General features: G+C 38.5%; 14 protein-coding genes. 13 read left to right on the top strand and 1 reads right to left on the bottom strand.

The window, feature by feature from the left end:
* Positions 1-957 (top strand): ABC transporter permease, encoded by a 957-nt coding sequence (locus QM859_RS02365; RefSeq protein ID WP_414261993.1) that lies wholly within the window; start codon positions 1-3, stop codon positions 955-957.
* Between the two features lie 30 nt (positions 958-987).
* Here QM859_RS02365 and plsY read toward each other — a convergent pair whose 3' ends face one another.
* On the bottom strand, positions 988-1,629 hold the full coding sequence (gene plsY, locus QM859_RS02360; protein WP_036754519.1) for a glycerol-3-phosphate 1-O-acyltransferase PlsY: 642 nt from the start codon (positions 1,627-1,629) through the stop codon (positions 988-990).
* A 216-nt stretch (positions 1,630-1,845) separates the two neighbouring features.
* Between plsY and QM859_RS02355 the strand changes: the two genes are divergently transcribed.
* The 12 genes from QM859_RS02355 (at position 1,846) to QM859_RS02300 (ending at position 15,321) form a co-directional block, all read left to right on the top strand.
* Positions 1,846-2,487 (top strand): amino acid ABC transporter permease, encoded by a 642-nt coding sequence (locus QM859_RS02355; protein ID WP_414261992.1) that lies wholly within the window; start codon positions 1,846-1,848, stop codon positions 2,485-2,487.
* Between the two features lie 11 nt (positions 2,488-2,498).
* A complete protein-coding gene (locus tag QM859_RS02350; protein ID WP_214261760.1) occupies positions 2,499-3,128 on the top strand; it encodes an amino acid ABC transporter ATP-binding protein in 630 nt (209 codons plus the stop codon).
* A gap of 9 nt (positions 3,129-3,137) precedes the next feature.
* A complete protein-coding gene (locus QM859_RS02345; protein ID WP_414261991.1) occupies positions 3,138-3,980 on the top strand; it encodes an amino acid ABC transporter substrate-binding protein in 843 nt (280 codons plus the stop codon).
* Positions 3,981-4,126: 146 nt separating this feature from the next.
* Positions 4,127-6,076, top strand: a complete 1,950-nt coding sequence (gene parE / locus QM859_RS02340; protein WP_414261990.1) for a DNA topoisomerase IV subunit B — start codon at positions 4,127-4,129, stop codon at positions 6,074-6,076.
* A gap of 192 nt (positions 6,077-6,268) precedes the next feature.
* Positions 6,269-7,093, top strand: a complete 825-nt coding sequence (locus QM859_RS02335) for a beta-carotene 15,15'-monooxygenase (RefSeq protein ID WP_414261989.1) — start codon at positions 6,269-6,271, stop codon at positions 7,091-7,093.
* Entirely contained in the window at positions 7,044-7,457 is a 414-nt protein-coding gene (locus QM859_RS02330) for a YkvA family protein (RefSeq protein ID WP_414261988.1), read from the top strand. The genes QM859_RS02335 and QM859_RS02330 overlap by 50 nt, the downstream gene beginning before the upstream one ends.
* A gap of 49 nt (positions 7,458-7,506) precedes the next feature.
* A complete protein-coding gene (locus QM859_RS02325; RefSeq protein WP_414261987.1) occupies positions 7,507-8,049 on the top strand; it encodes a hypothetical protein in 543 nt (180 codons plus the stop codon).
* The gene (locus QM859_RS02320) at positions 8,039-8,851 is read left to right on the top strand and encodes an aminoglycoside 6-adenylyltransferase (protein ID WP_414261986.1); all 813 of its coding nucleotides are present in this window, start codon (positions 8,039-8,041) and stop codon (positions 8,849-8,851) included. The genes QM859_RS02325 and QM859_RS02320 overlap by 11 nt, the downstream gene beginning before the upstream one ends.
* Before the next feature lies 1 nt (position 8,852).
* A complete protein-coding gene (locus tag QM859_RS02315) occupies positions 8,853-9,353 on the top strand; it encodes a hypothetical protein (RefSeq protein WP_414261985.1) in 501 nt (166 codons plus the stop codon).
* A 349-nt stretch (positions 9,354-9,702) separates the two neighbouring features.
* Positions 9,703-12,183, top strand: coding sequence for a DNA topoisomerase IV subunit A (parC, locus tag QM859_RS02310; RefSeq protein ID WP_414261984.1), 2,481 nt, complete (start codon positions 9,703-9,705; stop codon positions 12,181-12,183).
* 126 nt (positions 12,184-12,309) lie between these two features.
* Positions 12,310-13,332 (top strand): branched-chain amino acid aminotransferase, encoded by a 1,023-nt coding sequence (locus QM859_RS02305; RefSeq protein ID WP_414261983.1) that lies wholly within the window; start codon positions 12,310-12,312, stop codon positions 13,330-13,332.
* Positions 13,333-13,353: 21 nt separating this feature from the next.
* Positions 13,354-15,321: a peptide ABC transporter substrate-binding protein gene (locus tag QM859_RS02300; protein ID WP_414261982.1), complete on the top strand. Its 1,968-nt coding sequence runs from the start codon at positions 13,354-13,356 to the stop codon at positions 15,319-15,321.
* The last annotated feature ends 5 nt before the right edge of the window (positions 15,322-15,326 follow it).

The raw sequence follows: 15,326 nt of genomic DNA, 5'->3' as shown, positions 1-15,326 counted from the left end.
ATGTCGATTACAACAATGTTAACCCTTATGGTTTCTTCGATGTTGATTTATGCAGCACCACTTATTTTCACAAGTATCGGAGGAGTTTTCTCAGAACGTGGTGGAGTTGTTAACGTTGGTCTTGAAGGAATCATGGTCATGGGTGCCTTTTCTGGAGTTGTTTTTAACCTTGAATTTGCTCAAGATTTGGGAGCATTAACTCCTTGGTTAGCTCTTCTAGTTGGTGGATTAGTCGGAGCTATCTTCTCGCTCGTTCACGCAGTAGCTACAGTTCATTTCCGTGCAGACCATGTTGTCAGTGGTACTGTGCTTAACTTGATGGCGCCAGCCTTGGCAGTTTTCTTGGTGAAGGTGCTTTATAATAAGGGACAAACGGATAACTTAACGCAAACTTTTGGTCGTTTTGACTTCCCAGTATTAGCTAATATCCCTGTTATCGGAGATATCTTCTTCAAGTCAACTAGTCTACTAGGTTACCTAGCAATTACTTTCTCATTCCTAGCTTGGTTTATCCTCTTTAAAACTCGCTTTGGACTTCGCCTTCGTTCAGTTGGTGAACACCCACAAGCAGCAGATACTTTGGGTATCAATGTCTACAAGATGAGATATCTTGGAGTTGTGATTTCAGGCTTCCTTGGAGGAATCGGAGGAGCTATTTACGCTCAGTCAATCTCCGTCAACTTCTCAGTTACAACTATCGTAGGACCTGGATTTATCGCTCTTGCAGCCATGATCTTTGGTAAATGGAATCCTGTTGGTGCTATGCTTTCAAGTCTTTTCTTTGGGCTATCACAAAGTTTGGCAGTTATCGGTTCTCAGCTTCCTTTCTTGCAAGGAGTACCAGCCGTTTACTTGCAAATCGCACCATATCTCTTGACCATTGTCGTCCTAGCAGCCTTCTTTGGTAAAGCTGTTGCGCCGAAGGCAGATGGTATCAACTATATCAAGTCTAAATAACATAAAAAAACGTCAGTTGAAACTGACGTTTTATTTTTTTGGTTCTTGGTGCGTTAGGTTAAGTCCCCAAGGGATGAGATTTTCTGTTTTATTTTGGATACGTTTGATATTGTCCTTGTGTCGAACAATCACCAGACTAGCAAGACTGATAATAATTAAAGTGAAAAGTAGGTCATAACTAGTTAAAATAAATCCAAAGAGAGGAAACAGAAGGACTCCAATAATCGCAGCAATAGCAGCTGAAATACTAGAGAGGGAAATCATACTTCCCAGATAAAGGATTCCAAAGAAAATAACTGCAAGGTAAAGACAAAAGAGAGGAGCAAAACCAAAAATAACTCCAGCACTGGTTGCAACAGCCTTACCACCCTTAAATTTGGCAAAGATAGGGAAGGTGTGGCCAATGACTGCTAAAAGTCCAAAGACGATTGGTGAAATACCCTGCACATGGAAGATTAGTGGAAGTAAAGTGGCCAAAGTACCTTTAAAGAAATCAATTACAAAGGTTGCCATTCCAGCTTTTTTGCCTAAGATTCGGAAGGTATTGGTCGTTCCAGTATTACCAGATCCATGTTCTCTTAGATTGATGTTAAAGAATATTTGTCCAATCCACAAGCCTGAAGGAATTGAACCCAATAAATAAGCTAAAATTAATAATACTATTGTCATCATGTTTCTATTATACCATGAATTAGGAGAGAAACGGAACTGAATCTGTTTACTAGCTGTGACATCTGATACTTTATCAAAGTTGATAAGTTTATCATGAGTACCATTTTTATTCAAAAATAAAGGCTAAAGTTTTAAAAATTCATGAAAATTTCTGAAAAACTTGATTTAATGTTTATTTATGCTATAATAGGAACAATTATTTTTAGGAGGTGGAATATGTCTTACTTATTTGAGATATTACCTAGTTTATTGAGCGGTGCGACAATGACTTTACAAGTATTTGCACTGGTCTTACTCTTTTCAATTCCTTTAGGTATTTTGGTTGCCTTTTGCTTACAGGTGCATTGGAAACCCCTCCATTACATGATTGATGTTTATATCTGGGTGATGCGTGGGACACCATTGCTCTTGCAGTTGATCTTTATCTATTATGTCCTTCCAAGTATCGGGATTCGACTTGATCGGGTGCCAGCGGCGATTATTGCCTTTACGCTTAATTATGCAGCCTACTTTGCAGAAATATTCCGTGGAGGGATTGCAACGATTCCTCAAGGACAATATGAAGCAGCTAAGGTTTTGAAATTCAAACCTATCGATACCGTCCGCTATATTATCTTGCCACAAGTAACCAAGATTGTTTTACCAAGTGTATTTAATGAGGTTATGAGTTTGGTTAAAGATACTTCTTTGGTCTATGCACTCGGTATTTCAGATTTAATCCTAGCTAGTCGTACAGCAGCCAATCGTGATGCGAGCTTGATTCCAATGTTTCTAGCAGGAGCTATTTATCTGCTTATGATTGGTATCGTTACAATCCTAGCTAAGAAACTTGAGAAAAACTTTAGCTACTATAGATAGGAGGGTTATCCATGTTAGAGTTAAAAAATATCAGCAAAAAATTTGGAAAAAAAGAAATTTTATCCAATTTCAATTTAACAATTCCTGAAAAGCAAATTTTGGCCATCGTTGGACCTTCTGGTGGTGGGAAGACAACCTTGCTTAGAATGTTGGCTGGACTTGAAACCATTGATTCAGGTGAGATTTTTTATAATGGAGAATCCCTACCTTTGGATGAACTTGAAAAACGTCACTTGTTAGGTTTTGTGTTTCAAGATTTTCAGCTTTTTCCTCACTTATCCGTTATGGAGAACTTGATTTTGTCACCCATCAAGACTATGGGCATGTCTGAAGCAGATGCCAAGAAGAAGGCAACCGACTTACTCGCTCGTCTGGGTCTCGAAGCTCATGCAGATGCTTATCCATACTCATTATCTGGTGGTCAAAAACAACGGGTTGCCTTAGCACGCGCTATGATGATAGATCCTGAAGTGATTGGGTATGACGAACCAACTTCAGCCCTTGACCCTGAGTTGCGTCTCGAGGTTGAAAAACTGATTCTACAAAATCGAGAATTAGGCATGACTCAGATTGTCGTGACTCACGATCTCCAGTTTGCAGAGAATATTGCTGACCAGATTCTCAAAGTAGAGCCTAAGTAGGAGGTGTCTATGAATCGAAAGAAAATCAGCCTTGTTTTTGTATTCTTTCTGGCTTTTTTCCTGGTAGGATGCACACAAAAAGCTAGTGATCCTAAAGTCGATAATTGGGACAAATACCAAGAACAGGGTACCATTACCATCGGGTTTGACAATACCTTTGTTCCCATGGGTTTTGAAGAAAAGAATGGGCAATATGCTGGATTTGATATTGATTTAGCACAGGCTGTTTCTGAGAAACTTGGTTTCAAGGTACAGTTTCAACCCATTGATTGGGACATGAAGGAAACCGAACTTCAAAACGGCACCATTGATGCTATCTGGAATGGATATTCAGCGACTGATGAACGCCGTGAGAAGGTTGCTTTTACCATTCCTTACATGGAGAATCAGCAGGTTCTAGTCTCTAAGAAATCTCAGAATATACAATCAGTGTCTGATATGACAGGCAAGGTTTTGGGTGCCCAGGCAGGATCTTCTGGTTATATAGATTTCGAAGCCCAACCAGAACTCTTAAAAAATATCGTAAAAGATCAAAAAGCCAACCAATATCAGAGTTTTAACGAAGCCTTGATCGACTTGCAAAATGATCGGATTGATGCCCTTTTAATCGACCGTGTTTACGCCAATTATTATCTTGAAACTGAAGGAATTTTAGACCAGTATGCGATTTTTCCTGCTGGTTTTGAGAGTGAGTCTTTTGCAGTTGGTGTGAGACCAGCTGATAAGACCTTGTTAGCAAATTTGAATAAAGCTTTTGAAGAACTCTATCAAGAAGGTAAATTTCAAGAAATAAGCAAGAAATGGTTTGGTGAAGATGTGGCTACAAACCAAATTAAAGGAAAAGAAAACTAAGATTTTGTCTTGGTTTCTTTTTTTGGTATAACTAAGTGATGTTTTTGCTAAAAAAGACTTGGGAATAGGCTTTTTAACTGGAAAAATTTTGCAAAATCCCTAGAAAACCTGTAAAATAGAAAAGATGAACAAATAGGAGGTTCCTTGTGTCAAAAAAGGAAATCAATATTAACAATTATAATGATGATGCCATCCAGGTGTTAGAAGGGTTGGATGCGGTCCGAAAACGTCCAGGGATGTATATCGGATCGACTGACGGTGCTGGTCTCCACCACCTTGTCTGGGAAATCGTCGATAATGCTGTCGATGAGGCCTTGTCTGGATTTGGTGACCGGATCGATGTGACAATCAATAAAGACGGAAGTTTAACGGTTCAAGACCACGGACGTGGAATGCCGACTGGGATGCACGCTATGGGAATTCCAACGGTAGAGGTTATCTTTACCATCCTTCACGCCGGAGGAAAATTCGGTCAGGGCGGTTATAAGACATCAGGAGGTCTCCACGGGGTTGGATCTTCTGTCGTCAATGCCCTCTCTAGTTGGTTAGAGGTAGAAATTACTCGTGATGGAGCAGTTTATAGACAACGTTTTGAAAATGGAGGCAAGCCAGTTACCACTCTAGAAAAGGTTGGAACGGCACCTAAGTCTAAGACAGGTACTAAAGTTACCTTCATGCCGGATGCTAGTATCTTTTCTACGACAGACTTCAAGTACAATACCATTTCAGAGCGTCTCAATGAGTCAGCTTTTCTCTTGAAGAATGTAACCTTGTCATTAACGGACAAGCGAACAGATGAAGCAATCGAGTTCCATTATGAGAACGGGGTACAGGACTTTGTTTCCTACCTCAACGAAGACAAGGAAACCTTGACGCCAGTCCTTTACTTTGAAGGGGAAGACAATGGTTTCCAAGTAGAAGTAGCACTCCAGTATAATGATGGCTTTTCAGATAACATCTTGTCCTTTGTCAATAACGTCCGTACCAAAGACGGTGGAACGCATGAGACAGGACTCAAGTCAGCCATTACCAAGGTTATGAATGACTATGCACGTAAGACGGGGCTTCTCAAGGAAAAAGATAAAAATCTGGAAGGATCCGATTACCGCGAAGGGTTATCAGCAGTTCTTTCTATCTTGGTTCCAGAAGAACATCTTCAGTTTGAAGGACAGACTAAGGACAAACTAGGAAGTCCACTAGCTCGTCCAATCGTTGACAGTATTGTTGCTGAAAAACTGACCTTCTTCCTTATGGAAAATGGGGAATTAGCTTCAAATCTGATTCGTAAAGCTATCAAGGCGCGTGATGCCCGTGAAGCAGCACGAAAAGCGCGTGATGAGAGCCGAAATGGCAAGAAAAACAAAAAAGATAAGGGCTTACTTTCTGGTAAATTAACGCCAGCCCAGTCTAAAAATCCAGCTAAGAATGAACTCTACCTAGTCGAGGGTGATTCTGCCGGTGGATCTGCCAAACAAGGTCGTGACCGCAAGTTTCAGGCTATTTTGCCTCTTCGTGGTAAGGTCATCAATACAGCCAAGGCCAAGATGGCAGATATCCTCAAAAACGAAGAAATCAACACCATGATTTATACCATCGGTGCTGGTGTGGGGGCAGACTTCTCCCTTGAAGATGCCAACTATGACAAGATCATTATCATGACCGATGCGGACACCGATGGTGCTCACATTCAAACCCTTCTCTTAACCTTCTTTTATCGCTACATGCGTCCACTAGTCGAGGCAGGACATGTCTATATCGCCCTTCCGCCTCTTTACAAGATGTCCAAAGGCAAAGGCAAGAAAGAAGAAGTGGCCTACGCTTGGACGGATGGTGAGTTAGAGGAACTACGCAAGCAGTTTGGCAAAGGAGCAACCCTTCAACGCTACAAGGGGCTTGGTGAGATGAATGCGGACCAACTCTGGGAGACAACCATGAATCCAGAAACTCGAACTCTCATTCGTGTCACGATTGAAGACTTAGCACGCGCAGAACGTCGTGTCAATGTCCTCATGGGTGACAAGGTTGAACCACGTCGTAAGTGGATTGAAGATAATGTCAAGTTTACGCTGGAAGAAAGTGGGGAGATGGTATTTTGAGATGTCAATCATTAAAATTTTATTAGACATGTTGAATAGATTTACAAAAGTATGTAATACTTTATATATAAGTTATCCTAAGAAGGAAAATAAAAAAGCACAAAAAAGACTAGATGCCTTAAAAGTTTTAGAAAACAAAGATTATATAATGGAAAATGTTAGTTCGAAAACTAAACAGAGTAAGTATTATAAATGGGCTATTTTTGCTTCAGTTATAATGGTGTTTTCATTGCTTATAAATTTTTTTTAGATGTAACTAGCAGTTTATTACTTGAAATTTTTTATATTTTAATTTTATTATTTTCACTGTCTTTTACTTTGGATTTTTTTCTATTATTTTTATTTTCTTTCAATAAATACTTACGAAAAATTTTGTTTTCAAATTTAATATTTATAAATGCATTTATTTTTGGAGATATAGTAATTAGTAGTATTTCGGATGATAATAATTATAATAGATTTGTGAATTTTTGTATAAATTTATTTAAAGAATATGATTTGCACCAAATTCCTAATTTTCATCCTTATCAATTTTGGTTAATTTTTTTTCTAACATCTGTTTGTTCTTGTATTTCCCTTTTTCTAGTTTTAAAGACACAAGATATTTTTGAGATTGAATCCATGGAAACTGAAAACCGCTTTACACTCTTGATTCTAGCGATATTAACATTTATAATTGGTATTGATATAGACAAAATTAGGCTAGTTGGTATTTTTTGTTTAATATTAGTAATTCAGACAGCTTTCTTTGAAGCAACTTATCCGTATCTTCTTTCAAAAATGTATGAAAAAGCTCAAAATATTTTTCAAGAGCAATTGGTTGTGAAGAAACCAAGCTATGAAGAATTAAAGAGATGCTATTTTTGGGGTGGGGAAAAGTATAAGGAAAAGTTATTAAGCACAGAGAAGTTTTTAGAAGTTATTGTAAAAAATGAGCTAAAGTCATTGAAAAATTTAAAAAATTATGATGACTATAAACTATATAAAGCAGTCAGAGCAAGTAAAAGAAGCTCTTGAAAGTGGTTATGTAAAATCTGAAACATTATTAAATGATAAAGATGAATTAGATGATTTTTTGTATCGTTTGGAGCAAAAAATTAAAGAGATGCCATTGGTTGGTAAGAAATTTACAATGATCCCAGTCACGATTTCTTTAGTGAAAAATTATGTTCAAGGGAAATACACCACGGTTCCTTATGGGACTATTTTAGCCGTTTTAAGCGCACTTATTTATTTCCTTTCCCCAATTGACATTATTCCAGATTTTATTCCGTTAGCAGGCTTCTTGGATGATATGGCTGTTCTAGGACTTTGTATGAATATGGTCAAAACAGACATTGAAACCTATAATAAATGGCGTCAGTCTCAAGGATTGATCTGAAAAATCGTCTATATTTCTTAATTTTAGCTCTCTAAAAGAGGTGTAAATCATGATCAGTTTATTGTTTGATACTCCTTTTCTTGTGATAGTTTTAGCTATAGGTGCAGTTATGTTTATAACAGCTAAACAAGGAAAACCTGAGAAAATTCGCTTTCTTGAATTCTTACTATTAGCTATAGTAACCGCCTGTGTCTTTTTATTTGATAATCCTTTTAGATCCAATCCTTATTCAGGTTTGCTATTCTATACTTTTGACATTTTTATTTTCACACCAGCTAGCTTAGCTTTTGGATTCACAGCTATTTATAAGAGCAATAAACATCTCAAACATTATCCTAGTAGTTACTCAAAACTTCTTAGGCTAAATGCCTGGTTTTTAGAAATATTTTCGATTATTAACTTCCTCTTTTTAATGCTGACGGAAGAAATGGGAATTATGTTACTACTACCACTTTTTGGAATTAGTTCTATCATTCAATTTATAGTCGGAGAGCTTGAAAGAAAAAGAGTTCAGAAGCTTCTTCAGCAAAGAAATGAAGATGCTGTTATTCAGAACATAGAGACCACTGAGGAAGAACTACATGAGAACTGACCAGGAAATACTTGGACTGATTTTACAAACAGCTAAAAAGTTACAGGTTGATGCTGTGGCTTTATCAGGTTCTAGAACTAATGACCAAGTTCAAAAAGATGAATTTCAAGATTATGATGTGGTCTATATTGTAGATGATTTGACTAATCTGACGATTGACCTTTCTTGGTTGGACCAGTTTGGCAAACGTATCATCGAGCAAGAGGTTACTCTGGGACATCGCCGTCTTTATCTCATGCTTTTCGAAGATGGGAATCGCATTGATCTAACTATCTGTCCTAAAGAACACATTAACGAGTGGGTAGCTAGCGAAGCTGATTATACAGTTTTAGTAGATGAGAAGGGTTTGTTTGAGTCTTATTCTCCAAGTCCAGAGCGTTTCTGGATACATCCAGCTAGTAATTCGGATTTTGAAAAATCTTGCAATGAATTTTGGTGGGTGTCAGCCTACGTGGTTAAAGGAATTTGTCGCAAGCAAATCATCTATGCGACTGACCATCTCTACGGTATTTGTCAGCAAGAACTCTTGAAAATCTTAGCCTGGCAGATAGCAAGTGATAGAGGAGCTGTCGACATTGGTAAAAATTACAAGTATCTCTTCAACTACTTGCCAATTGAGAAGGAGAAGGAATTCTCTGCTCTTCTTGATTTCTCAAGTTTAGACAAAATCACTCAGTCTTTATTAGCAACCATGGAATTTTTCCACCAGGAAGCTCAATATCTTGCTCAAAAGATGGGCTTTAAGTATGAAAAAGAAGTGGCTGAGAGGATGATTGAGTATGCGAAGGAAAGGTCAAACTAATATGTTAGAATATGTATTTGTTATATTTTTTATGGGATTTCCAGGACTACAAATTCTGATAATTGTATTGTCTATCTTTCTAGCTCTTAAAAGAAATAAGTTAAATAAAAGGGTGTATGGATTGTTTTTCCCGATTGTTATAACCTTGTGTAATATTTGGCTTGTTTCAATAGATCGAACAGAGCTTTTTGATGATGCTTTAAGATTCCAATTCTTTCTAATTTCTTTTTGTTTTCCAATGCTCATTACAGCAGTAGTATATTATGCTCTTCGATTAACTAATATCTATTCTTTATTAAAGTGGAAAATTATAGTTATTAGTCTCTGCTATTTAATTTGTTTATCCTTCCATATTGTTAATACTATGTATTGGAATGAAGTTTTTCATGGACATCAAAATGTATTTAATGCTTTGCTTATTGGGACCGCTGTTATTTCATTTTTCCCTTCCATAGATTTATTTTGTGTCCAAAGAAAAGTTGAACAAGTGCCTACTAGCTAAATTTAAGTAAACTAAAATGTTATAACCTGATAAAAATTTTCAAAACTTTTAAACTACAGAAAGGATAGTTTAGTTATATAAAGTAACTGAAATCCTTTTCTATAAAACCTACTCTACTTTTTTTGAAAGGAGTTGAACACGCCCTAAATGCTGTGTGAAAACTCCTGACGCTTCTTTTAAAACGTATTTTAAACTACAGAAAGGATAGTTTGGTTACTAGAGGTAACTGAACACGGGACTAATTTCTTATGAAAAAAGATAAATCGCCTTGGGTTCATCGAACCCTACATCGATTTCCTATTTTTCTACAGAAATTTTCGGCAGGCCGAAACGTCCCTTTGTATCTTATATGAGTAATATCCAAAATATGTCCTTAGAGGACATCATGGGAGAGCGCTTTGGTCGCTACTCCAAGTACATCATTCAAGACCGGGCTTTGCCAGACATTAGGGATGGATTGAAGCCGGTTCAACGCCGTATTCTTTATTCTATGAATAAGGATGGCAATACTTTTGACAAGAGCTACCGTAAGTCTGCCAAGTCTGTCGGGAACATCATGGGTAATTTTCACCCACACGGAGATTCTTCTATCTATGATGCCATGGTCCGTATGTCTCAGGACTGGAAAAACCGTGAGATTCTAGTTGAAATGCACGGGAATAACGGTTCCATGGACGGAGATCCGCCAGCGGCTATGCGTTATACGGAAGCTCGTTTATCAGAGATTGCAGGCTACCTTCTTCAGGATATCGATAAAAAGACAGTTCCCTTTGCTTGGAACTTTGACGATACTGAGAAAGAGCCAACTGTCTTGCCAGCAGCCTTTCCAAACCTTTTAGTCAATGGTTCGACAGGTATTTCAGCTGGTTATGCAACAGATATTCCACCGCATAATTTGGCTGAGGTCATTGACGCTACAGTCTACATGATTGATCACCCAACTGCTAAGGTTGATAAGTTGATGGAATTCTTGCCTGGACCAGACTTTCCTACAGGAGCGATTATCCAAGGTCGTGACGAGATCAAAAAGGCCTATGAAACTGGTAAGGGGCGCGTGGTTGTTCGTTCCAAGACTGAAATTGAGAAGCTAAAAGGTGGTAAGGAACAAATCGTTATTACTGAGATTCCTTATGAGATTAATAAGGCTAACTTGGTCAAGAAAATCGATGAAGTACGTGTCAATAACAAGGTGGCAGGTATTGCTGAGGTTCGAGATGAGTCTGACCGTGACGGTCTTCGCATTGCTATCGAACTCAAGAAAGATGCGAACACAGAGCTTGTTCTCAACTATCTTTTCAAGTATACTGACTTACAAATCAACTACAACTTCAACATGGTTGCGATTGACAATTTCACCCCTCGTCAGGTTGGAATTGTGCCTATCTTATCTAGCTATATTGCCCACCGTCGTGAGGTCATCTTGGCACGTTCTCGCTTTGATAAGGAAAAGGCTGAAAAACGTCTCCATATCGTGGAAGGTTTGATTCGTGTCATCTCTATTTTAGATGAAGTCATTGCTCTTATCCGTGCTTCTGAGAACAAGGCTGATGCCAAGGAAAACCTCAAGGTCAGTTATGATTTTACTGAAGAGCAGGCTGAAGCTATTGTTACCTTGCAACTATACCGTTTGACCAATACAGACGTAGTTGTCTTGCAGGAAGAAGAAGCAGAACTTCGCGAAAAAATTGCTATGCTGGCGGCTATCATCGGTGACGAACGGACTATGTACAATCTCATGAAAAAAGAACTTCGTGAGGTAAAGAGACAGTTTGCGACACCTCGTTTGAGTTCTTTAGAAGATACAGCAAAAGTGATCGAGATTGATACAGCTAGCCTTATCGCAGAGGAAGATACCTATGTCAGCGTGACGAAGGCTGGCTATATCAAGCGTACTAGCCCTCGTTCTTTCTCAGCTTCAACCTTAGAGGAAATTGGTAAACGGGATGATGACCGATTGCTATTTATCCAATCTGTTAAGACAACTCAACATCTCTTAATCTTTACGACACTAGGAAATGTTATCTACCGTCCTGTCCATGAATTAGCAGATATTCGTTGGAAGGATATCGGGGAGCACTTGAGCCAAACGATTACAAACTTTGAAACCAATGAAGAAGTGCTATACGTAGAAGTTGTGGATCAGTTTGATGATGCGACGACCTACTTTGCAGCGACTCGCCTTGGACAAATCAAGCGTGTCGAACGCAAAGAATTCTCTCCATGGAGAACCTATCGTTCTAAGTCTGTCAAATATGCTAAGTTGAAAGACGATAGTGACCAGATTGTAGCAGTAGCTCCGATTAAATTGGATGATGTTTTGTTGATTAGTAAAAATGGATATGCCCTTCGCTTTAATATCGAAGAAGTCCCAGTTGTTGGAGCCAAGGCTGCAGGTGTCAAAGCTATGAATCTGAAAGCAGATGATGAGCTTCAAGCTGCCTTTATCTGCAATACTTCATCCTTCTATCTGTTAACGCAACGTGGAAGTTTGAAACGTTTATCAACAGAGGAAATTCCAGCAACCAGTCGTGCTAAGCGTGGTCTTCAAGTTCTGAGAGAATTGAAGAGTAAACCGCATCGAGTCTTCTTGGCCGGTGCTGTTTCAGAACAAGGATATATCGGAGATCTTTTTAGTACAGAAGTAGAAGATGGCGAACAAACTCTGGTTGTTCAATCAAATAATGGAACGATTTACGAAGCAATTCTGCAAGATTTGAATCTATCAGAGCGCACAAGTAATGGAAGCTTTATCTCAGATACTATTTCAGACGAGGAAGTTTTCGATGCCTATCTCAAAGAAGTCTTTAAAGAAGAAAAAGATAATTCATAAGAAAATCAGTCCTAGTGACTGATTTTTTATAAATAAAATTTTCAGAAAATTACAAATAATACTTGAATTTTTAGGAGAATAGTGTAGAATAGAACACAAAGCTTGATTAGAATAAAGGAGATTGTCATGACCATTACGATTGATTGGGAAAATCTCGGTTTTTCCTATATGAAACTACCTTATCGTTATATCGCTTATTTTAAAAATGGACAATGGACTCAAGGAGAATTAACAGAAGATGCAACCTTGCATATCTCAGAATCATCTCCAAGCCTTCACTATGGACAGCAAGCATTTGAAGGATTGAAAGCCTATCGTACAAAGGATGGCAGTATTCAACTCTTCCGTCCAGATGAAAATGCTAAACGACTCCAACGTACCTGCGACCGTCTCTTGATGCCCCAAGTTCCAACAGAAATGTTTGTAGAGGCTTGTAAAGCAGTTGTTCGTGCTAATGAAGAATACGTACCACCTTACGGAACTGGTGGAACCCTTTATCTTCGTCCGCTCTTGATTGGTGTCGGAGACATCATCGGGGTAAAACCAGCCGAGGAGTATATTTTCACTATCTTTGCTATGCCAGTTGGAAATTACTTTAAGGGTGGATTGGTTCCAACAAACTTCTTGATTCAAGATGAGTATGACCGTGCTGCACCAAATGGGACAGGAGCTGCCAAGGTCGGTGGTAACTATGCCGCTAGTCTTTTGCCAGGAAAAATGGCTAAATCCCGTCATTTCTCAGATGTTATTTATCTAGACCCATCAACCCACACTAAGATTGAAGAAGTTGGTTCAGCAAACTTCTTTGGAATTACAGCTGATAATGAGTTTGTAACGCCATTGAGTCCATCAATCTTACCATCCATTACCAAGTACTCATTACTTTACTTGGCAGAGCATTGTTTAGGATTGAAGCCTGTCGAGGGTGATGTACCAATTGATAGTCTGGATCGATTTGTAGAAGCAGGTGCCTGTGGAACAGCAGCAGTAATCTCACCTATTGGGGGAATCCAACACGGTGATGATTTTCATGTTTTTTACAGTGAAACAGAGGTTGGTCCAGTGACTCGTAAACTATACGATGAATTGACAGGTATCCAATTTGGTGACATTGAAGCACCAGAAGGCTGGATTGTAAAAGTAGATTAAACATTATTAAAGGAGATCTTTATGAAAACGAAAAAGTGGATGTTAACAGCAGGAGTTGTCCTGAGTACAGCAGTTCTTCTTGTGGCTTGTGGTAAAGCTGATAAAGAAGCAGATGCACCTACAACCTTCTCTTATGTATATGGAGTAGACCCATCATCTTTGGACTACAGTATTGCAACTCGTACTTCAACAACGGATATTATTGGTAACGTTGTTGATGGATTGTTGGAAAACGATGAATATGGAAATTTGGTTCCTTCACTAGCAGAAGACTGGAGTGTCTCACAAGACGGTTTGACTTATACTTATAAACTTCGTAAAGGAGTTAAATGGTACACGTCAGAAGGTGAAGAATACGCTGAAGTAACAGCGCATGACTTTGTTACTGGACTAAAACACGTAGCAGATGGTAAATCAGACGGTGTCACTCTTATTCAAAACTCCATTAAGGGCTTGAATGAATATATGACTGGTGAGACTAATGACTTCTCTACAGTTGGGGTTAAGGCATTGGATGACTACACAGTCCAGTATACTCTTAATGCACCTGAAAGTTTCTGGAATTCGAAAGTGACTTCAGCAACCATGTTGCCAGTAAACGAGGAATTCCTCAAAGCTTCAGGTAAGAACTACGGAGCAGTAAGTCCATCTGGAATTCTTTATAACGGTCCGTATATTTTGAAGACATTGACTTCAAAATCGTTAATCGAATACGAAAAGAACCCAAATTATTGGGATAAAGAGAAGGTTAAAATTGAGAAAGTAAAATTGACCTACTATGATGGTTCAGACCAAGAATCATTAATCCGTAGCTTCTCTTCAGGTGTTTATACAACAGCTCGTATCTTCCCAAGTAGCTCAAACTTTGCTTCTACATTGGAACAATACGGAGATAAAATCACATACAGTCCACAGGATTCAACTAGTTACTACTTTACCTTCAACGTAAACCGTCAATCATATAATAAGACTGCGAAAACAAGTGAAGAACAGAAAACTTCTACAAAAGAAGCAATGTTGAACAAGGACTTCCGTCAAGCAATCAACTTTGCCTTCAACCGTCATTCTTATGCTGCACAGCTCAATGGTGAAGATGGCGCGGACAAGATTATTCGTAACAGTCTAGTTCCAGATAACTTTGTACAATCAGGTGGTAAAAACTTTGGTGATATCGCTCAAACAGAATTGGTCAGCTATGGAGACCAATGGAAAGGTGTTGAGCTTGTAGACGGAAAAGATACTATCTACAATCCTGACAAAGCTAAGGCTTCATTTGAAAAAGCTAAGAAAGAATTGGAATCAAAAGGCGTAACCTTCCCAATTCACTTGGATGTTCCAGTTGAACAGACAGATACAATTGCCGTTCAACAAAGCAATTCCTTTAAACAATCAATCGAGTCAACTCTTGGTTCTGAAAATGTAGTGATCGATGTCCTTCAAATGACCGATAACGAAAAGGAAAGCATTACATCGCAGGCGCGTGTTCCAGCTCAAAAAGACTATGACTTGAACAGTACTGGATGGGCTCCAAGCTACCAAGACCCAGCAAGTTATCTCAATATCATGGATCCTAAGACTGGTTCTGCTATGAAACACCTTGGTATTACGAAAGGTAAAGACAAGGAAGTAGTAGCTCAACTTGGTCTGGACGAATATAAGAAACTCTTGGATGATGCAGTTTCTGAGACAAACGATTTGGATAAGAGATATGAAAAATATGCTAAGGCTCAAGCATGGCTCACTGATAGCTCTCTCTTGATGCCAACCGCTTCATCAGGTGGTTCACCAGTTGTCAGCAACGTCGTTCCATTCTCTAAACCGTACTCACAAGTAGGTATTAAGGGTGATCCATATATCTTCAAGGGAATGAAATTGCAAAAAGAAATTGTATCTGCTAAAGAATATCAAGCAGCTCTTGAAAAATGGCAAAAAGAAAAATTGGAATCAAACAGTAAATACCAAAAACAACTAGAAAGTCATGTCAAATAAAACAG

It is taken from the genome of Streptococcus infantis (assembly GCF_047463175.1).
GTDB lineage: Bacteria > Bacillota > Bacilli > Lactobacillales > Streptococcaceae > Streptococcus > Streptococcus infantis_AC.
The sequence above is the reverse complement of the archived record's forward strand: the minus strand, read 5'-3'. Positions and strand labels throughout refer to the sequence as shown.